Annotated in this window: 14 protein-coding genes and 2 pseudogenes; 11 read left to right on the top strand and 5 right to left on the bottom strand. The window is 52.6% G+C overall.

What is annotated here, in order from left to right; all coding sequences use genetic code 11:
• Nucleotides 1-10 precede the first annotated feature (10 nt).
• Nucleotides 11-2,017: a DUF5591 domain-containing protein gene (locus G9C83_RS15055; protein ID WP_167247422.1), complete on the bottom strand. Its 2,007-nt coding sequence runs from the start codon at nucleotides 2,015-2,017 to the stop codon at nucleotides 11-13.
• Nucleotides 2,018-3,115: 1,098 nt separating this feature from the next.
• On the opposite strand from G9C83_RS15055, the gene G9C83_RS15050 reads away from it, so the two are divergent.
• Complete coding sequence (locus G9C83_RS15050) at nucleotides 3,116-6,319, top strand: DUF262 domain-containing protein (RefSeq protein WP_167247420.1); 3,204 nt, start codon at nucleotides 3,116-3,118, stop codon at nucleotides 6,317-6,319.
• A gap of 669 nt (nucleotides 6,320-6,988) precedes the next feature.
• Here the strand turns inward: G9C83_RS15050 and G9C83_RS16205 are convergent.
• Entirely contained in the window at nucleotides 6,989-7,498 is a 510-nt protein-coding gene (locus tag G9C83_RS16205) for a DNA/RNA helicase domain-containing protein (protein ID WP_279587226.1), read from the bottom strand.
• A 131-nt stretch (nucleotides 7,499-7,629) separates the two neighbouring features.
• Here G9C83_RS16205 and G9C83_RS15040 point away from each other — a divergent pair, with 131 nt between their 5' ends.
• The 3 genes from G9C83_RS15040 (at nucleotide 7,630) to G9C83_RS15030 (ending at nucleotide 10,767) form a co-directional block, all read left to right on the top strand.
• Nucleotides 7,630-8,640: a metallophosphoesterase gene (locus G9C83_RS15040; RefSeq protein ID WP_167247417.1), complete on the top strand. Its 1,011-nt coding sequence runs from the start codon at nucleotides 7,630-7,632 to the stop codon at nucleotides 8,638-8,640.
• A 224-nt stretch (nucleotides 8,641-8,864) separates the two neighbouring features.
• Nucleotides 8,865-9,482, top strand: coding sequence for a hypothetical protein (locus tag G9C83_RS15035; protein WP_167247415.1), 618 nt, complete (start codon nucleotides 8,865-8,867; stop codon nucleotides 9,480-9,482).
• A 142-nt stretch (nucleotides 9,483-9,624) separates the two neighbouring features.
• Nucleotides 9,625-10,767, top strand: coding sequence for a hypothetical protein (locus G9C83_RS15030; RefSeq protein ID WP_167247413.1), 1,143 nt, complete (start codon nucleotides 9,625-9,627; stop codon nucleotides 10,765-10,767).
• Between the two features lie 693 nt (nucleotides 10,768-11,460).
• Here the strand turns inward: G9C83_RS15030 and G9C83_RS15025 are convergent.
• Nucleotides 11,461-11,868 (bottom strand): hypothetical protein, encoded by a 408-nt coding sequence (locus tag G9C83_RS15025; protein WP_167247411.1) that lies wholly within the window; start codon nucleotides 11,866-11,868, stop codon nucleotides 11,461-11,463.
• Between the two features lie 53 nt (nucleotides 11,869-11,921).
• Nucleotides 11,922-12,857, bottom strand: coding sequence for a DUF6293 family protein (locus tag G9C83_RS15020; protein ID WP_167247408.1), 936 nt, complete (start codon nucleotides 12,855-12,857; stop codon nucleotides 11,922-11,924).
• Between the two features lie 201 nt (nucleotides 12,858-13,058).
• On the opposite strand from G9C83_RS15020, the gene G9C83_RS15015 reads away from it, so the two are divergent.
• The 7 genes and pseudogenes from G9C83_RS15015 to G9C83_RS14985 form a co-directional block, all read left to right on the top strand.
• Nucleotides 13,059-13,847: a hypothetical protein gene (locus G9C83_RS15015; RefSeq protein ID WP_167247406.1), complete on the top strand. Its 789-nt coding sequence runs from the start codon at nucleotides 13,059-13,061 to the stop codon at nucleotides 13,845-13,847.
• 2 nt (nucleotides 13,848-13,849) lie between these two features.
• Entirely contained in the window at nucleotides 13,850-14,296 is a 447-nt protein-coding gene (locus G9C83_RS15010) for a hypothetical protein (protein ID WP_208288913.1), read from the top strand.
• 271 nt (nucleotides 14,297-14,567) lie between these two features.
• Nucleotides 14,568-15,053 (top strand): hypothetical protein, encoded by a 486-nt coding sequence (locus G9C83_RS15005; RefSeq protein ID WP_167247404.1) that lies wholly within the window; start codon nucleotides 14,568-14,570, stop codon nucleotides 15,051-15,053.
• Nucleotides 15,054-15,636: 583 nt separating this feature from the next.
• A complete protein-coding gene (locus G9C83_RS15000; RefSeq protein WP_167247402.1) occupies nucleotides 15,637-16,542 on the top strand; it encodes a hypothetical protein in 906 nt (301 codons plus the stop codon).
• A 393-nt stretch (nucleotides 16,543-16,935) separates the two neighbouring features.
• Nucleotides 16,936-17,886, top strand: coding sequence for a winged helix DNA-binding protein (locus G9C83_RS14995; RefSeq protein ID WP_167247400.1), 951 nt, complete (start codon nucleotides 16,936-16,938; stop codon nucleotides 17,884-17,886).
• Nucleotides 17,883-18,098: pseudogene (locus G9C83_RS14990) on the top strand (hypothetical protein); the annotation flags it as partial. The gene G9C83_RS14995 and the pseudogene G9C83_RS14990, both read left to right, overlap by 4 nt.
• A gap of 58 nt (nucleotides 18,099-18,156) precedes the next feature.
• Nucleotides 18,157-18,291, top strand: a pseudogene (locus G9C83_RS14985) (M20/M25/M40 family metallo-hydrolase); the annotation flags it as partial.
• Between the two features lie 145 nt (nucleotides 18,292-18,436).
• On the opposite strand, the gene G9C83_RS14980 reads toward G9C83_RS14985, so the two are convergent.
• The gene (locus G9C83_RS14980) at nucleotides 18,437-19,645 is read right to left on the bottom strand and encodes an MFS transporter (RefSeq protein WP_167247398.1); all 1,209 of its coding nucleotides are present in this window, start codon (nucleotides 19,643-19,645) and stop codon (nucleotides 18,437-18,439) included.
• Nucleotides 19,646-19,896 lie beyond the last annotated feature (251 nt).

Genomic DNA, 19,896 nt, shown 5'->3' with positions numbered 1-19,896 from the left:
GAAATAAGATTTACTGTTCGGCCTCGGCGTCGATCTTCTGTCGTTCTAGGTGGTCGATGAGTTCTTGGATGTTTGTATTCCTGAAGAACTCAGTAAGCTGCATCGCCTGCGGGTCCTCCGGATAGACGTTTCCTCGGCCATATGCTTCGAAGGCGTTCTCGATAACAGTCCGATAAGTCTTGCTCGTGACGTACCCGATTATTTCATCAAACTGACTACCGTACACTTCGAGATACTGTCGGACTCGGTCCGTGATCAACTCAATCTGTTCCTCGTCCTCTTTAGCGAGCACGTAATCGTACTCCAGAATGGGATCCTCACGTTCGTACTCCTCGGGAACCGGGCCGTACATCCCTGAGATTGTGACCTTGTAGATGTCTTCCGTATGACCTGCTAGTTTGTCGTAGAGTACGGAGTGAGTGCGTGACTTCGAGTACGGCTTCTTTTGGCTGCATGGAACCAGCAGGAGGATGTTTTTGTCAGCGGGTGGTGAGTATGACTGTGCGAGAATGTTGAAGTCGTTGGGTGTATGTTTCAGTGAGATCTGTTGAGAGTCGCTACTCGCGTCAACACCGGCGTCCCACCGGGAGAGCTTCGACTGGTCGCTGGTCAGCGTAGACCCAGGAAGCAAGTCGTAGGCGCCACGGGACTCGATCTCTGCTCGAAGCTCTTTGTTGCGCAGCTGTGCCTCTTTCAGCCCTCGTTTGATGTCCTCGTGCTCTCGGGCGAACGAGATGACGTATTCGAGCAGTCGCCCGTCGCGGATGGCGTCGCGAACGCGTGTGAGCTCTTGGTTGTAGACTTCGAAGTTGTGGCGAGCCAGCGCCGCGTAGTAGTCACTCTTGATCCATTCGTCGTTGTCTTTGCGTTCCTGGCGCTCTTCGTACGTCAGGTCGGTGTTGAGCTCTTCGAGGAGGAGTTCGTAATCGACGTCGTCGCTGTTACAGAGTCGGCAGTTCGGAAGGTCGCACGGGAAACTGCCATCGTCATTCAGATGGTTGCGGAGATCCTCAAGTTTGTGGTGCGCCCAGGTTTCTGGGTGGAGATACTTCTTGTACCGCGCCGTCTGCATGTGTGTCGAGCAGTCGAAGGTGTCGACACCAAGGAGGGAGAGGAGGCCAACTTGTTTGCCACCCACACCGAACACGTGCAAGCCGAGTTCGTCGGCTCGAGACTCGGGAATCGCATCTTTGGCGCCCTGTACGATGTCGACCAGAATGTCCATGCTGTCCCGGAGAGGGACGAGCGAGCCGATAGCGAATCCCTCGAAGGAACTCTCCACGGAGAGGTCTTCGACCCGCTGAAGGAAGCGAGCAACGTACCAGTTGATCGTCTCGTAATCGTGACCGTGGAGGGCGATGTAGACGCTTGGTTCCTCTCCAGCCGCTTTCCGTTCCCTGAGCCGGTCGGCGGCGCGCGAGTTGATATCGAAGTTTTCCTCCAAGAGCCCGGGGTCGTCCATGATCTGGAGGCACTCGACCGCACTCTCGATACTGCGCTTCATCCGCTCAGTCTTCTCTTCATCCTTCAGATTCGGTGGAATAGGGTAATCGAGAGTCGCAACGATGTCTGCTCCGAAGTCGAGCTGTAGTCCAAGAATACTCTTAGGGTCAGTATACAGCCCCCATTCGTTTGGTACACCACCTTTTTCTGGTGCTTCACCAAACGTGTTAGAGTTCATCAGTTTGAATCCGCCGGAGTCGATGAAGATCGGCGCATTCAGGTCGTCGAACCGTTCCTGGAATGTTTGTGGGCGCCAGAAGTCGTTGAGATTTTCCGGGGAGACACCGTAGTCGGTGAAGCTCATCGCCTGGAACATAATCCCCTGAAGATGGTCCTTCTTAATGAGGTGGTCACGCATCCGCCGCCAAACGCCACCGGACTTCTCAGTAGTACCGCCGATCATATTGACGACGGGGAACAACGCCGGTGTTTCGACGGGGCCGTTCGTGACCTCGAGTTCACCGAGGCGCCCGTAACCATCGTCACCAACAGTCTTCACGCGGAACGATGCCATCGAATCAGCGCTGAATACTGCAGCAGTGCGGAAAGTCCCTTCGCTCTTCCTGTTGTTCGGGGGCGCTATCTTTGAAAGAAGATAGAATAATAGGTCGGCTGCAGGCTGTGTTCGTCGTCGAAGTGGTCGACAACTCCTTTCGTCGGATTATCTTCATGTTTGCTCACATGGGAACCTTTCTCTGAGTAGTGAATCTGAAGTAGTTGATGGTACTGCACCTGTTGTTAGCCTACCCTAATTTGGTATCGTAGGAGGGTGGTTGTGCTGCTCCAGCTGGATTAAATACTATGGCGCTCATTACGAGGTGTGGTCCGAGTCTCGCCTCCAGCCCGTCTTGACTGCGTACAACATATTGTCGGGAGTGGCACGGGTGTGCTAGAATTTGCTGTGGAGGGGGAAAGTGAGTACTACACGTGGGAGGGGAGTGAGGACGTTAATTGGGAGGTTGAAGGGGCGGCCCAAGTAGAGAATATTGAGGAAGATCGGTTTATCATGTATTCTGTGGGTGAGTGCTTCGTGTGTGAGATTGAGGCGGGTGAGAATGGTGGTGTCGTTCGGTGTTGGAGTAAATCGGAGTAAGCGCTGTTTGAGGTTGCCGTCATCGCTTCGGATAGCTTGGTTGGGTTAGTTGTTGAGGAGAGTTTGGATATGGTGGTGTTCTTAGAGGTCGGTGATGGTGCGGCCGGTTTCGATGAGACTACGACTTGTGTTTTGGATGGTGAAGCAGAGTGGGCGACGTCCTGCATGATTATAATTTCATACAAGTGATGAGTGGGCGGGGATGGAAGAGAAATCAGAATTAGCAGTTGAGGGAGTGACGTTTTAGTTGAACGCAATGACGATACGGCTTAGTTGACTTGGACAGGGGGCCTCGGGCACGGCAACCTCGCACACGAGCGAAGGCGAGCTCGTGTGCATATCAGGGAAATCGCATCCTCGGACGCACAACCTCGTGGAGTTAGCGGAGAAGATCTACTCCTCCATACAGTGGATGCTTCTGCGAAGTACTACGTCCACATCGATGATGATGCTATGTGGACCACACCTTATCGGATCCTATAACGCAGTTTTATGTGGGCGCAGTGACGGAACTTAGTCATGAGTTCTAGATCAGATGTGTCGTTAGCAGTCCAGAAAGTCCTGAGATACGGGGAGCGACAGTACGACCGCGAATTCGACAATAAAGACATCGATGCACCCGGAATTCTGGAACTGCTCGACGAAGAGATTCGGGACAGTAGTGTAGAGACTGACGACTTCTCCGATTACTTCACATCACTCACTCGCCGCGATCTCTATACCGAGGGGCTGCTCCTGGGAGCTGTTCTTAATGGGAGCTATTCCAAATTCGAAATCCCCGATTATCAGCGGAACTACTCGTGGGACAAAAAACAGAATCGGCAGTTCTGGCACAGTATTCGAGACGCTCTGAGCAACGTCGGCGGAAGTGACATCCCAGAATTCTACATGGGGTCAATGTACGTCGCTGATGAACGGAATACACTCGAGATTATTGATGGCCAACAGCGCTTAACCACACTGCTTCTGGTCTTGTTGAACATTCGCCGGTATCTTACTGCGTTAGAGGAAAACACAGATCCGACTTCCCGAGACGATGTCTGGGACTTAGTCGAGTTCATTATTGGTCCCGAATGCCTCAAGGATATGCTCTACGATGGCAGACAACCAGTGTTGAGTCCGAGTGACATCGACCAGCCTTATCTCGAGCTGCTATTTCAGGAAGACGCCTCACGTACTGTATCCCACGCCGAAGGGATTGATATTGAATCCGATGGACGACGAATTGGTCTCGAGACGGTGTTAGACAAACATCTTGGCATTGACCCGAAGGACATCAACGATCACCTCTCCTCTTCTGAGCCCGGGACTATTTACTATAGTAAGTCCCACGAGCGGCTTCTGCATGCGAACCACACGTACCGAGAAGAGATTGGCAAAGTGCTAGGAGTCGTCAACGGGTGCATCGACAATACCCTAGACGCGTCGATTGAGCAGGTAGATGGCGACGAGGTCACGATAAAATGTACGACTGAAGGATACCCCGCGATGAATGTTGACCTCGTCGTCACTGACGGCGATGACATCGTCCACCGTACGCAAACAGATGAGGTGGGGAGAGAAACAATTGATCTCTCAAGCTTCCCGGACGCCAGCAAGCTCATCGCACGGAAGCACGACACAAGCCGAGTGTTCTCTTTTTCGGACGCCTCGAGCCTGGTCTCTAAGACTGATCAGTACGAAGTCATGGATTGCTACTCCGACAGTGAGGAGATTCGACTCCAGATATTTCACAATGGAGACCCGGCCAATAACACAGATGTTTCGATTAATGAGTTAGAAAAGTCGACGGACGATGACGGAATTGTTGAGTTCAGCATTCCGGAAGTCGACGATGCTGTGGATGACGAATCGGAGGACGAGCCTGACGAGGACGACGGTTCCTATACGCTCGAAGTACTGAGTATAAGTGTCTCATTCGACGAGGTTGACGACTTACAGAAGGACGAACCAATTCTGGAGCAATTGTGCTCGGACCCCAATCATCGTCCAACACTACTGATCAACATCTTCCTGATGTTACTGCACGCAATGCGGGTAGTCTACGCAGAATTTTCTCTCTCAGACGACGAGTATAAAATTGAGATTTTCCAATCGCTTAATGATCGTGGCAAGGATCTGGATGTCTCGGACATCATCCGAGCACGTGTTATTGCCTCAGATGCATCCAATCCAGGCGATTGGAACGAGATTGTCAAGCGATTTAGCGACGATGACGATACCGTCATTCAGTTCTTGAAAAACTACTTGATTGCTGAACAGGGGATTGAGAACCCGAGTGAGGAAGACGTGAAGTCACTCTTTAGTCTACGAAAAGTTGGGAATCCGGAGATTGAATCTATACTGTTAGGAAACCCAGACTCAAGCCTACAGACGCTGAACGACTACTCTGAGCGATATCACGATATCAAGGAGGCTCAACTACCCGATGATACTGATGAAATCAACGGTCTCCACATTGACGATGACAGAGATCAAAGCCTGAAAGATGAGTGCGAAGTGGTGTTTAAGCACCTCAATAGAGTCGGGAACGTTTGGGAACCCTTTGTTCTATCTGTTTACAAGAATTTCTCCGACGAGACGAATCAAGGAGAGTCAATGGTCGAGATCCTACGCACCGTTGAACGGATTATCTATCGCTACTCATTCTTTGGCCAAGACATTGCATCCACCATCATCTCGGACCTATTCCCGACGGCCTGCCAGAAATACAACTCAGGAAATCTCGACAAGTACGCTCCGGAGGAAGTTCGGAAAATGCTGAAGCGGCACTTGCCAAACGGACTCGAAGGCGATTCCGTAATTAATCAACTCGTACGCAAGGAAGGATGGACGGCTAAGAAGGTGGAAACGCTGTACTTGAAGCTCCTTGAGGACGAGCTTCTAGAAACCGATACTCGGGGCACCTATACATCGGGGCACTTCTGGGTCAATCCTGAAGCCGACCTCACAGTCGAACATATCTTCCCTCAAACGTACGTCATTAACACCGATGTTGACGCGAAGAGTGCCTGGTTAGAACACTTCTTCGATGGTGTTGACAGCGCGAAAACCATCATGCAGAAAATAGATAATCTCGATCCGAATGACCCAGAACTTTCCGAAGCAGATGAAGATGACATCACAGACCTCTTCGTGAAGGACATCGGGAATATGCTCCTGCTCATTCGGAGCGATAATTCGACGGTGAAGAACAAACTCTTCGCCAAGAAAGCGTGTTTCTACTATCTGGTCTGCCGAGATGACTTGGAACACGCCGAGGAGTATCTGCTAGAGCACGAATTTAGAATGGATGATATAGTGAACATTACCGAAGAGCTTGCGGATGAGGCTGGGCTGTCCGACGAGGAACTAGCGGGGGTTCTGGGACTACTCATCAACTCTCGTGGAGGCGCAGCCATCTCGACGATTACTACTGAATTGGATCGGGGTATTCCAGAAAGTGACCTAGAGCCAACCGAGTACGAGGGAAAAGTCAAGAACTCCGTCTCGAAGTTAATGTCATTCAAGAAAGTAGACGAAACATCTTCGATTGGTCCGACTGTGGACGAGTACAATGAGAAGTGGAATTATGAGACAATGATTAAACGTAAGACGCACATCATCGAGAAACTGCTCGAGTCAGTCACGATTGAAGGATCCCCCGACGAGTTTGACGACGACGTTGAGCAGCTCGTGAGAGAGGATATTGATCGGCGCTTAGACTTGCGACGAACTGCGTAGTTGGCACCGCCGAACAGTAGTCGGTTGGCAGCCGATTTTGACGACCTCCGCTTACCCTGGCAACGCTCTTCGAAACCCTCTGGTAGTCAAGTCTCTGGACCATTGCTCGGTGGCCCTTTCGGCTATCGGTGGAGCGAGTAGTGGTTCGGGGTGTTTCGGAATTGTGGCCTTAGCCACACTCGCATGGGTATCTAAGGGGGTCCGGCAGGGTACCCGGCCGGAGTGTTGTCCAGTACTGGTCCCTGTGTAGAGCGCGTGTCCGGCAGCTACGCAGCCGGTAGTGTCGTGGGCGCGGGTGCAGAAGGGGCGGCGCGTTTTGCGCTGGGCTGTTTTACCCCAACTCCCTCAGGGGCACTATGGCTGAGTACAATGAAACCGAACAGGTTTCAAACAGCGTGGAAGAAACGGCGGAGGCAACCTTACGGCTTCCGCGTACTGCGGGTATTACATAGCCGTTCATGGTAATGGATGAATAGTACGCATCTACATCAGCGAGAATACCCTTTGTACTTAGCGATAGATCTGTTCAGAGGAGATTGCGCCATACTAGTAGAAACGCAGTGTGGGGTGGCCAAATGCTGAGAAAGACTTTGAGGAGATGGGCGTTCATTAGAGCGCTTTCCCGCCTACAGGAGCAGTGGTAGCAACAACTGGTGGCTGCTTGTGTGGCTATTCGTTGCCGGTGGCAACGCTGGAGATGCGTTTGTTGAGGTAGTCGTGGAGTTGGTTGTCGCAGCAGTAGATGTAGCAGCCTTTCATGCCGCGACTCATGAGTGTGCGGTAGGTGTTTTTCATGAGTTCGTCGGCGGCTTGCGGTGTGGTGGTTGGTGTAGCCGGGTGCGTCCCAGCATGCTTCGTGGGTGGTGATGATGGTGGTGACGTGGAGAAGTGGGCATAGTGGATGGGATTGAGGGCGACGTCGGCGTGGGCGGTTTCGTCGTGGCGGGCGTGGAGGGTGTCGATAGTGATGTAGCCGACGGGGGTGTTGTCGGCGTAGACGGGTGGGAGTCGTAGTCGTTGGTCTCGAAGCAGGCTTTGGTGTCGCCAGCGGTGTCTGTGGGTGTTCGATGGGCGGGATTCGGGGTGGCGATGGTGCCGGCCGTACAGTTGGTGGCGTCGGGCATGCCGTGGTGTTCTCGTAAAGTATGGAAAACATAGTGGCGCTGTTGGACTCCTCAACTGCAAACAAATCCTAGGAAGGAGATGCCAAGTACAGGTTCTCTATGTAGCGCTACGTTCTGTCGTTTGGGAGTTGTTTGGACACGCTGCAGTGAGAAGACTCATTGCCCCTTCGTGGTTCTCCAGAGAGAGTGGAGAAGGTAGAGACAACGGACATCACTGTACGAGTGCTGGGGCCGCCCAAATTTGATCGACACGGCAATCACGAAATCCCCGTTGAAGACGCCGACGAACGCCTTTCTGACCTTCGGGTGTGGAGCAAGCACCACGGACAGGTCGAGTGGCGAGTCGGCTCGACGTATGAGTTAGAAGGGGTCAAGCGGAATCCTGTCGAGGCCAACAAGGCCCGACACGAAACCGCTGCGAATACCCAAATCTCGAGAGTCGGACATCCCCAGACTCCGGAGGTGAGTCTTCTCCACGTGAGTGACACCCACCTCGGTCGTCCTCTGACCGATAAGGAACATATGGGGAATGCAAATCAGTTGGAGCGATTTCTTGATGCAATCAATCTCGCGGTCACATCTCGGGTGGATGCGATCCTCCTCACTGGCGATATCTTCGACGACGACATCGATGAAGCGACCATACAGATTGTCGAAGAACACGTCGAGCTGTTGGCCGACGCTGGCATTCTGGTGTACTACGTTCGGGGCCACCACGGGTGCGACCGTGGAGACGCATTCCTTCGGTCACAGACCAAGGCAGGCCGAATGATACATCTCTCGAACGAGCCCCAGTTGCTCGGTGAGGGTACGCTTGCCCTCTACGGGATGGACGCCGATGCATCTGCGGACGGACTCTTAGAAGTGGCCCCTGCCGGTGACGCGCCACGGAACGCTTACCAGATATTGGCGTGGCATGAGGCTGTCGATCCCATTGCCAGAGATGGAATTTCAATTGGGCAGCTGGTGGAGGCAAGCGAAGTCAAATTGGATGCACTTGCCCTCGGCGACCTGCACAAGAACAAGCGAGCCTACATAGGTGATGTCTACAAGGCCAGCGGGGAACGGTTTCGCGCGTTCTACGCCGGCGCAACCACGAGCATCGCGCGGAACTCGGAAGGATACGAACCTGCTGCGTGGCTGCTACAGATAACTGGCGGTACGCTTGAGCGGTATCGACTACCCCTTCGACCTTGATAGTGGTCTCCCTCCACGGGAACGATACGAACCATTGGCAACTCTGCTTACCGGACATTTTGGGACAGAATCCCGTCGAACAATCGTGGGAAGTCCGACAATCGGTAGCCGCCGAGTCCAGTCTTCTCTGACAGCGACTTTATTGCTGACGACAGCGGGTGTATGTGCTGGGTTCCCATACACGGGGCTTTTCAACTCTTGAGCTGCTTGATTGTACCAGCTTGTTGAACCGCTATGCAACAGACGGAGAGGGAATCATACATCTTTTGACAGAGCATTGGCTGAGTGTAACTGAGACAGCGTTCGGATATCAAACGCTGTGTGAGCCGGGATTCTCCGTTCCCATCGAAGGGGAGGACTTCGAACTCCAGGATCCAGAATTCCAAGAGGTTCACTGCGAGCAATGTCAGAACGCTTCCCACGATAACTCACAGTACGAAGAATACGCGGTATATGACAGCCATCTCGTTGGACTCAGGCGAAACGATGAAGGGAGAATATTGGTTGCAAACTTGCTTTGTCTTTCCGATGCTATCGAGAATCTCATTCCGTTTGAGACAGTGACGTTTGAGGGGGACCTCTACGAAAACGCGGATCGTACTGTCTGTACAGAATGCTGGGATGCGTACACAAATCGACAGTGGAGTGCGAGAGCACAAGGTTGCCCATTCCAGATTAAAGTCGATTCTGAAGACGAACTGGAGACGCTCTATGCCGAGAAAATACAGGGGCACACCACATTACAGCTGACCAGTTCAAACGGCCTCACAAAGCAACTGCAACTATCAGAGGTAGACTCGATATCGGCTAATTCCCCAAACCCTACCAAGCGCATCAGGTAGTAATTCAACTTCTACGGATGTCCAATGGTGGACACTCTACGCAGATAGGGGAACACACAACAAGGCACCCCAATAGATGATGACGCGGTATGTGGAGTCAGTCGAAATCAACGGGAGTACGAGGGTTATCGGGAGAGAACGGATGACCGAGGACGATTGTAGTCCTACCACCGAAACTCTAGTTAACGATCTGCGACAGGTGGGCGATATCGTTCGTAGACCTCCTGATAAGAAGGATATTCAGAACCATGGGAACCACCAATATGAGGAATATACGAGTGAATTCAGGGCGTTCGAAGCGGCATTAGACGAAGCTGGGTATAACGTTCCAGCTCAACTTGAACGAGACGTGCCAACCAGAGACGACTTGATTGCAAGTCTCCGTGATATTTTCACCGAGGTAAGTCGAGTTCCGAGGGTTGCAGATATCCCGGAATATTCAGAGTATAGATACTCAAATTACCGTTCTGAGTTCGAGAACTGGTACGCGGCTCTTGTTGAGGCCGGTTTGGAGAACAAATTTATTGGCCGGGTCGGCCATGGAATGAAGGGCGATGATTTGCTGATTGCACTCCAAAAGTTAGGGGAAAAGGTAGGGGAGGTCCCTAACTCGAGTGATTTGAAACGGAGAAGTCCCCATGATCCCGACACCTATGTACGCAACTATGAATCAGTCTCAATAGCGACGGCTTTGGCGGGCTTTGAAAACCAACCTGAGAGGCCACCGACGGAAATCTCAGATGGTGAGTTGTTAGGAGATATTGCGGAAGTCAGAGAATCTGTGGAGCAGCCTCCCACATCTAATGATTATCGGGAATTTGGCAGATTTAGTTTTCAAACTATATTAACGCGCTTCGGGACGTGGAATGAGGCTTTACACGAGGCAACTGGGGAAGCCCCCAGTGATGGTAGATCTATAGGAGATGAGGAACTCATTTCCGACCTTAGAGCTGTTTCAACTCGTTTGCAAGGGACTCCACGATACGGAGACATTCAAGAGTTCAGCAAGTACTCTATTAGCGCTTATTATCGCCATTTTTCGTCGATAGAAAATATCCGAAATGTGGCAGGGATCCCTTCGTCTGATACGCCCTCTGACGCAGATAGCGAAGAATCACTCGTATGGTATGTAATCTGGTTTCTGAATTATACAGGCGATATTCCTAGCGCTGAAGAGATGGCTACACATCAGCCCGAGTTTCATCAGCAGTGCCGCGAAACCTTCGGGGACTGGGAATCTACTGTATCCAAGGCTCAAGAAACTGTAGCTGAGATACTCGAGTAGAGTCCTCGGCGATAAATATGTGCACCGATCTAACGGCTGTTTCAGTAGGAGAGGAATTGAATTAGTCGGAGTTCAACGGACCATACTCGCCCAGGATGAATTACCTTAGCGTATTTTATAGTTCTGTATAATGCGTAGTAGGAATCCCTCTGTGGTGTATGAGTCGATCTCCTAGGACGAGGCCGACGCACTCCGCCCACTCAACTACCTCCCCGCAGCGGCCGTCACAACCCACGAACAGGCCCTCGGACATCTCGAAGCTGTCGACGACGAGATTCTCGCTATCGCACCAGTCAGTATGGCAACCGGATACCATCTCGCCCAGATGCCACTCACCGTCATCACCATTGACGAACTCCCCACAGAGACAATCAGCTAACTCGCCGCTACAACAACGCGCGATATCGCTACTTACCGCTACATTGTCCTCAGCAAGCGACCAACCAACGAGAATCATACGCTCCGCGAATACGAGACGGCTGAGTCAGGTTGACGACACCACGGTTGCAACCACGAAGCCGAGCAGGCGTTGTGGACACCGTTTCTGTATCCAGAATAGCGGTAAAACGGTCAGTCAATACAGTAGAAGGCTGACTGACGCTGAGTGAGTTACGTGTACTGATGCCAGTAATCAATTGACCGATTTATCCTATACGAGCTGTCAAGACTACGTTGAACTCACCTGCATCCGGGTTAGTTGAGCCAGTCCTTCTTGGACAGGTAGTACGGAATTCCCATTCTGAGGACTCCGATGTACCGGTAGATGGCATAGATAGCACTAAGAGAGAGTCCGACACCTAGCGCACCCATTTCTAGGCCAAGCTCTATCAGCAGTGTTGCACGGGGCAGGAAGCGACCAAGAAGCGGCACAGTGTCCATGAACAACACAGAATCCAATAGGAACGGGAGAGCACCGTAGATTGCCAGAAGAATAGCATCATGGAACTTCAGAGCACCACCCATCATCAGCAACATGAACATCAAATAGACGAGGCCGACATTTCGCTGGACGACGTTCCGCCCAGTCCTCATGGACGTCTTGCTATTCGCGGAGCTATCACCTCGCATTTTCCGTAGCGTCTCCTGAGAGTCGTCAAACATTACCCGACGATTAGACTCCGGGATTCTGTGTTTTCTCCCGGCTCTATCTCAGACTACAACGACCTCACAGACCCACGATTTTTCACCCACATCCGCCCCATCGTCGAGAGCTGCGTCTCGAGTCGATTGCCCTTCTTCTCACGGTCAACGTAGCCTTTCTCCTCCAAGTTCGAAACGTTGTACTGCACCTTACTGCGGAAGGAGTTACCGTACTCTTCGTCCATCTCTTCAGCTAAATCCTTCGCGAGCGTAGATGTCGATTCACTCGATCCGCGGTCATCAAGGAACTCAAGAATCCGTTTCTCGAACCCTTCAACATCACTTCCAGGGGGCGAGGGGAATTCTACATACATCCGTCCAGTTTCCTCATCAAGAACACGAGCACCTCTCGTCACACCACTCTCGTAGATGGTACCCAACAGATTCTGTATTTCATCATGAAGTCCATGGAATCGAATATCTTCATACTCAGATTTTGCGTTACTGAGGGTTTCTTCGGTGTCTTCGAGGAGTTCAATCATCCGAAGGACGAGATACTCTTCGGGAGCTACGTAGTATGTGTGGAGTCGCTTCCGCACCTCCTCCAACCGTCCGTCTTGCTGGAATTCTGTGATTATTGAGTCGGCAGCAGTGGCATATGCAAATGCAGCTGTCCTCGGCATGGAGGAGATATTGACGTAGACCTCGTTTCCCTCACCCAATTCTTTCAGCAGTTGGTCGTAGGCCAGCTGGTAGATTTTCTCGTAATCGTACAGTTCTTCGACTTTCAACCCCTTGGAATCCACCTCGACATCCAGCAGATCGAAGGTTCTCCGTAGTTGGTTAGCCATATTCGACGCGAGTTCAGCAGCCTGACCCGAGCTATCATCAGGCTCCCCGTCGTGAGTGACCAGAATAACCCTGTCCGCTTCAAGCTCGCCTTTCGAGATTGGTTGTATTAGACGTTCAAAGTCGAATCCTACGGGAATAAAGTGGACGTGTTCGGTCATGCTCGTCACTCGTTTAGCGACCGTGTAAAGTCCTTCGACACTACTGGTCTGGTATTTCCGAGAAGCCCTAACTCGGAAGACTCTGCAAACGAATCATCTGCAGAATCTAGGTGTGATTAAAAATTCGGGGGAAGACTTTTGCTCGCGGACTCCCAATGTGCAGACGGGTATCATGGAACACAAGTATACCCGAACACAGCCATGCAGGACGCCTCACCAATACACGGATTTGTAGCAAAGGTTGACCCATTCAACTCGAACGAGCGTGAACTCTTCCGAGGTCACGAGAGGGTCGGATACGTCCAAATCAAATACAGCAATTCACACTGGCTACTGGACGGGGACAACCACGTAGAGAATCTCGTCAGTCCGGACCAGAAGCTCATTCTAGTGGATTGGGAGGATGGCGAGAAACTCATCGGTCGGGAGCCAGATGATATCGTTCGTCGCTGTCTCAAACTGGAAGAGCACTTAGATTACGTCTACCTTGGCGATCGGTGGACGTACGAGACCAGTAGCCCCCGGAAGAATCGGAATCAAATCAAGCGGTCTGTAGGGCTACAACGAGAGCTCGGAGAACGGTTCAAGCAGTTCGGCGTGGACTTCGAGTTTAACCCGATGGTACTCGGTTGGAAAACGTGGCACTTGGAGCGGCAACGAGATCTAATTGAGGACTTCGGGAACGACCTCGTCGGGTTCGATGCAACCGGATACAACTCCAAGAACACGTACTCGATAGACGTTAACAACGCTATCGACACCCTCGGTCTTGAGGGAGTGTATGTCAGTGGTCGTGGCGGACCAACGTACTTGGAGTTATTCCCAAGCGAGGTCAAGGCGTTCTCCGCCAAAGCAGAACTCATCAACGAAGTTCGTGTCGGAGACGAGGAGTACAGTCGCGATCTCCTTACCCAGAGTATCGAGCGTCGGGTCAAAGCGTTCAACGACCCCCAGACAGACCTTCGGCAGTTCAACACCGCTACCAGTTAATCATGCCCCGAAAAGGAGGACGTGGACAAACCGAGCCGGATAGTGAGCAAGAACTAGTTCTTGGTGCAAACGGAGACCCAATCTCTGGGTCACTCGACCGATTCGACGAGGAGGACTTCGACGACGAAGACGGGTTCGTGTACGGCGATATAGTGCACGACGAGAAAGCAGAGGAACCAGAGGATTTGGTCGTGGTCAACTTGCCTGCTGTCAAGGCAGACCAGTGGGAAGTCGACGGGGAATCACTCGCAGACAAGAACCCTGAATGCCGGGAAACGGATGACGTGGTGGTCGTGTCGCCACTACTCGAGCTCGAGGAAAACCTCCCGGGATGGAACGAACGCGAGGAAGAGATTCCCCTCGTTACGCTCGAAGACCTGGAAGTCACGGCGGAGGCGCACCCTGAACTCCGGTTAGACTTCATAGCACCATCCCACCTACGAGACTAAAATGGCAGACGAACTTTGGCCGCTTTTGGCGTTGGTTGGATTGCTCGCACTCACTGGGACACTTGGGACGGTTCTTGGTGCATTCGCAGATGCATCTCACGCTCTGTGTCCTGCCCCATCAGAACCGTTCGGTTCCATTTGGTGGTGCTGACCACGAGACCCTCTCACCAGACCCCCACGAACTCCTCGTAAGTGCAGTACACGTAGCACTCGTGTTCAGGCGGGAGGAACATTACACAGAACTATTTTGACTACCATTTCTCGGTGGGGTATGACCCGAATCGAGGTAGGCGCGAATACGAAGGGAGCAATCGGGGAGTCGCTAGTTCTTGGTAACCGGGCACCCCCTGAACCAATCGTCGACGAGCTCTTCGGATTTCTGTCCGAGCTGGACGATGTCGGGGAAAATCCGAGACCTACTGCACGGGTCCGGCGAGATGTCTACTTCAATGCTACTGATGAGGACGGGGAGAAGATGATCTGGCAGGCTGATGGGCGAATCACTATCGAGTGGACCTCACAAAAAGCACAACAAGAAGTAGACCACGAGTTCGCGTATCACGACACAGAAGCCGTGTTCCCAGTAGATGTGAAGACCGGACCGCATGCAAGACTAGAGCGAGACCAGCTGGAAGTCGCTCGTGCAATAGCGAAAACACCAAACAATGTCTTCCCAACCGTAATCGGCGTCACTATCGACGACCTTCCAGAGACATTCGACGTCAATACGAAAATCATCGGCAGAGATTTCAACTAAATTCGAGGTACTCGGCACGCAGGTACGGGGTTGACGTCTGAGTCGCGCTTGGCATTGGTCTGGTTGAGCGCGAGGACGAGACAGAGGCTCCCCAAGGAGAGTTTATCTCCCCTTGAAACTTCCCATCATCCTTTCGCGTACTGGTCCTTTGTGACCCGTGCCGTACCGTGCATCCGATGTCGTCTTGTCGCACGTTCGGGGCAACGCTGGGGTTCGCACCCTGCCGTTACGATTTTCGCTCCTACTGTGGAATGGTTTACTCTCGATTATCGCTTCCAGCTCGGAGTTACCCTAACTTCGCTCGCAGCGGCTGTATCCTATCTTGTTTCGCCCGAATCTAGCATTCGGCGAAACGGGACTGGATGTCCTGCGAGACGTGAAGACGCCGGATACAGGATTGGCATCGAACGAGGTCTACCACTGGGGAACCCTCTCGAAGGATTCGCCTCGGGGATTCAAGCCATTTCATCGGCCAAGAGGCGGCACGGTTTTTACTACGCTATGCCTAAGCCGTCCGCCAGTTTATCTTTATTGCCTGTGTCCCGGGGAAAACAATATTGTCGTCGACGATATCTCTGCTACTGTGTCTGTACTTGATAACGATGCCAAACAGTTCTACAGTGACCTGCAGGAATCGTACATTTCGAAGCTCCAATCCGAGGGTGGCGTAGAAACGGCGGCCGAGTACTTCGAGTTGGCTGGTGGATTTGCCAACCAAATTGAGCAGTCTCCTGAGCTGCGGTCAAATCTTGGTGACGTGATTTTGGAGAGTTTCTTCCGGGTTGCTCCTGCAGTCGGGCAGGACGTGATGATTACCACTCTGAATCCGGGGATGCAGAATACAATTAGCGCCTCCACATTTGAAGACGGTGGCGAGTACGGCCGCCACAACCGCGCAGGAACCGATGTTAGCAAAACTGCAAGTGCAGTAGCAAGACATCTAAACGGATTCCTTACCAGTTCTGACAACCGATTTGATGATCTGATAGAGTGTCTTCGTGACGAATTAGACTTTCTCGATGATAAACCGGATTATGAGGATTACGTGGAGCCTCCAGAAGACGATCTATTAGACGGCTTATTCGGTGAGATCTGCTACACCTGGACGTACAAATTCGCTACCAATGACAAAGGTAGAATACCGGAACTTGGTAGCCCTGGCAGATCCTTTGCTCGAGAACAGTTTGTTCGCGAAGTCCTAGACATAGTCCAGCCGAAAGTGCTGGTTTGCGTTGGCAAAGAAGGCTGGAAAGCGATCTATGACCACGTCGCTGAACAGGGTGACCCCATGGAGCTGATAGAAGCGTATTCCGAAAAGTCGCCTGTTACGTCCAGTTACCACTCAAAGTTGGAGAAAGGGGCGTACAGTGGGTTGTACCGAATTCCGTCTGAAGACCTCTGGGTTGTGACGACCTGGCACGCCAGTTACTGGGTAAAGACCCAGCGTCTCCGAGAGAACCTACAGACCCTGAACCAGGAGTTGGATTGACCGCGGACTTTCTAGTAACCATTACCAGAGTTGGGAGGCGGAGCAAAGTGACCAAGTCCTGCGCACCTCTTAGCCGGAGGAACGGTACTCATTACTACGGGCTGAACGGACTTATCTCGCCCGTTGAATGCTTGCGACAAGGGGAGGCAGCACTTGTCTGTGTTGTAACGACAGACACGGATGCAGGGGAAGGGGTCGTTGCTGCACTCACATCACATGGGTTCGAAGACCTCGCAAAACTCCCGTACCTCCCGGTTCAACGTATCCAACTCCATGCACTCCTCTTCTAGCCAGCCAGTAAGCACTCGGTGGGTCGTGAATCACGTCGACAAGACGTTCGTCAACCTAAATCCAGAAACGTATTTATGTGTTTGGGTGTTAGAGTATACATAGATGATTTCAAAGGCTGGGCTCGCTGTGATCGACGCACTGAGTACCGGCCGCGAAGCGACGCCCAGCAATCTCGCAACTGAAACCGGATATTCACAGGCACACATCTACGAGGTCCTCGATGACTTGCTGGATGCGGGGCTCTTGGTCGAACGCCGTGGGCCCAACAACCAGCGGCAAGTCCGTGTCGCGGCCCACCCGGTTAATGAAGCGTACCGGACGCTACACTCAGAGCTCAGCCACGTAGACTGGGCTACCTTGCTCTCGCCTGCCACCCTCAACGTGTGCTGGTTTCTCGACGACCCCCGGCGAGTATCCGAGATTGCAGAGCGACTCAAGATCTCTCGACAAAGCGTTCACAAGGCGCTGTCACCGCTCAAACATCGAGCGATGCTGTCCGCATCCGGCCCCGAGTACGCGGCGAGCAAGGACCTCGCGCCGCTGCTAGCGTTCGCACAGGCCATCGTAACTCACGAGCACCGATCACGAGCACGGGAGCTCGCGCCGAGTGCGACGGTTGAGTGGTGCGACCCGAAACGCGCACTCGTCCGTGTGCAGACCACCGAGGATACAGACGCCCTACTAGACGCACCTGATTGGCAGGTAACCGCGCTCGGTCGATTCGAGGAGTACGGGCTGCAGTTCTTCCTTGCAGGTGAGCCCGCGTTCTGGTATGCGCCCGACGAGGAACTCACGCCGGCCGAAGTCGTGTGTCACACGCTCGTTCTCGATCGCGGGTCTCGCCGGGTTAGCTATGCGATGCTGTTAATCGAGGCGTTAGACATCAACCAGGAGGCGCTCACAGACACAGCAACGTGGTACGATCTGGAAGCCACAGTCGCGGCGATGTACCAGGCACTGCAGGACGGAGTTACCGACTCGGACGAGAGCCCTGTCGTCCTCCCAAGTGAAGCAGAATTTCGGGCGCTCAAAGAGCAGTACGGAGTCGCATGACTGTCTTCACGGACGGCGAAGCGATCAAAGCGTTCCTCGAAGAGTTCGATACTTGGCTGTCGGAGTCTGTGACGGTGTATCTCCTCGGCGAGTCTGCGATGACGGTCCGGGGGTTGAAAGACCAAACCGATGATATCGATCTCGCGGTGAGTGTCGTTTCTGAGTTCGACCACGTCTACCAAACGCTCACGTCACGCGGATTCACGGTTGTCGTTGAATCTGAAGGCACCCTGAACAGATTATCGACCTGATGGACGATGAGCTGATTCAAACGGGCTGCATCTGGTGTTGAACACGCACCTCGATACGGTGCCACCGCACATCCCCTTCGAGCAAGAAGGTGATGTCGTTCGGGGACGCGGTGCGTGTGATGCCAAGGGGTCATTAGCAGCGTTTCTTCAGGCGTAATAGACGATACGCTGGCTGCTCCGATAAGTGAATCTCTGTTCAGATCAAGGCCTGCTAAGTGCTTTCCCTGAACGACAACTGACCTGGAAATGAGTATCTGGGTGGAATATTATTCTCACTGTGCGTTGGGGGCAGAGTATATTTAGTGGCGGAATAAGACGTATAGGAGACTGCTTGTACCGATTACGATAACCCCTGCAAGAAGCATCAGTGACCGGTATCCCTGAACCGTACTAACGAAGAACGTCTCAGCGGCGAACGTGAATCCAACAGCACCAATTGTTTGCCCAAGGCGAAGCATACTAGTTCGCATCCCCATCATCCCAGCGCGGAGATCCTCTGAAACAAGCGTGATCACCTTCATATCGATAGATGGCAGGGCAAGTCCAAGACCGATCCCGAATCCAAGGAGCGCGACAGCTATCAGTACTGTCGTAGACGAAATCCAGATGAGAAGTAAGCCGATTCCAAAGGCGACAAAGCCTAACGAAATCAATTCTGGTGCGGTTCGTCGCCTGGAAATCCGCCCATACAGTGATGAAGTGACGGCATTTGCCAAGGCTGCGACCGCCAGAATCAACCCGATTTTTGATGAGGTTAATCCGAACTCGTCACTCAACAGCAGCGGCAACGCTGTGACCACGGCGCCATAGTAGATAAATACCGCCAAGAACATTGCAGCAAAGAGCGCGAGTGCTTCTGGAAGCTGGACTACTTCATAAATCCGGTTAGTATATGTAGAGAGCTGGATGTCTGACGCGCCTGTTGACCCATCTAATGCTAGCAATGCGAGAAGTCCGACGGGGATCGCAACCCCGAAAAAGAGGAATGGAACGCTCCATCGTACCGTTGCCAGTGCGCCACCGAGTAGCGGGTAGAAGGCGGCACCAACGCCGATCATACTGCCATTCATCCCGATGAGCGTGTCGCGACGGTTTCCCTCGTAGATATCACCGATCAGGGTGACAGCAAGCATCACGAGCGCGGTGGCACCGATGCCTTGGAGGAATCGCAGCCCCAAGGCGATGAGAAAGTTCGTCGTGAAGGCGATTCCGGCACCTGCGATGCCGAACGTGAAGAGTAATGGAACCAGCACCCACTTACGTCCGATTCGGTCGGCGACGTATCCAATGAAGGGAGTGATGAAGATTCCAGGGATAGAATAGGCGGTGATAAAGAGGCCGACTGCTGTATCTGTGACACCGAAAACGGGACGAAGTGCTGGAAGTAGTGGGCTAATAAGTGAAACACCCATGACACCTATCAATGAGCTTGAGATGATGACATAGAATACGGCAGAGTGCCACGGAATCTGCGACCTATTGGTGTCAGAAGGCGACTCCCCCTCCATTCTCAGTACATATGAAGACGAAGAGAGTTCCGCTTATAGGAATGTGGATTCCGGAGAGGGGGGTCATCAGTGTCCTATTCTAGCCGGTAGCTGAGCCACCTGTACGTCGAATACTCGTAAATGTCCTGTATATCCGATACTCGAGGACGAGAGTACACCAGCGGAGGATCTACACGACCGGCTGGTGGGATGACGGTGAGTGGTATCGGAAGAAGATGACCGAGACTGCAGTAACCGTCGTGGATTACTCC

Origin of the sequence: Halobacterium sp. R2-5, from assembly GCF_011734195.1 — an archaeon.
GTDB lineage: Archaea > Halobacteriota > Halobacteria > Halobacteriales > Halobacteriaceae > Halobacterium.
This window is presented reverse-complemented; position numbering and strand designations above follow the sequence as displayed.

Excerpts from the sequence above, each read along its gene's own strand:
- G9C83_RS15015 (WP_167247406.1), top strand. The coding sequence starts at position 13,059 with ATGCAGGACGCCTCACCAATACACGGATTTGTAGCAAAGGTTGACCCA.
- G9C83_RS15050 (WP_167247420.1), top strand. The coding sequence starts at position 3,116 with ATGAGTTCTAGATCAGATGTGTCGTTAGCAGTCCAGAAAGTCCTGAGA.
- G9C83_RS15030 (WP_167247413.1), top strand. The coding sequence starts at position 9,625 with ATGACCGAGGACGATTGTAGTCCTACCACCGAAACTCTAGTTAACGAT.
- G9C83_RS15005 (WP_167247404.1), top strand. The coding sequence starts at position 14,568 with ATGACCCGAATCGAGGTAGGCGCGAATACGAAGGGAGCAATCGGGGAG.
- G9C83_RS15020 (WP_167247408.1), bottom strand. The coding sequence starts at position 12,857 with ATGACCGAACACGTCCACTTTATTCCCGTAGGATTCGACTTTGAACGT.
- G9C83_RS15025 (WP_167247411.1), bottom strand. The coding sequence starts at position 11,868 with ATGTTTGACGACTCTCAGGAGACGCTACGGAAAATGCGAGGTGATAGC.
- G9C83_RS15055 (WP_167247422.1), bottom strand. The coding sequence starts at position 2,017 with ATGGCATCGTTCCGCGTGAAGACTGTTGGTGACGATGGTTACGGGCGC.
- G9C83_RS14995 (WP_167247400.1), top strand. The coding sequence starts at position 16,936 with ATGATTTCAAAGGCTGGGCTCGCTGTGATCGACGCACTGAGTACCGGC.
- G9C83_RS14980 (WP_167247398.1), bottom strand. The coding sequence starts at position 19,645 with ATGGAGGGGGAGTCGCCTTCTGACACCAATAGGTCGCAGATTCCGTGG.
- G9C83_RS15010 (WP_208288913.1), top strand. The coding sequence starts at position 13,850 with ATGCCCCGAAAAGGAGGACGTGGACAAACCGAGCCGGATAGTGAGCAA.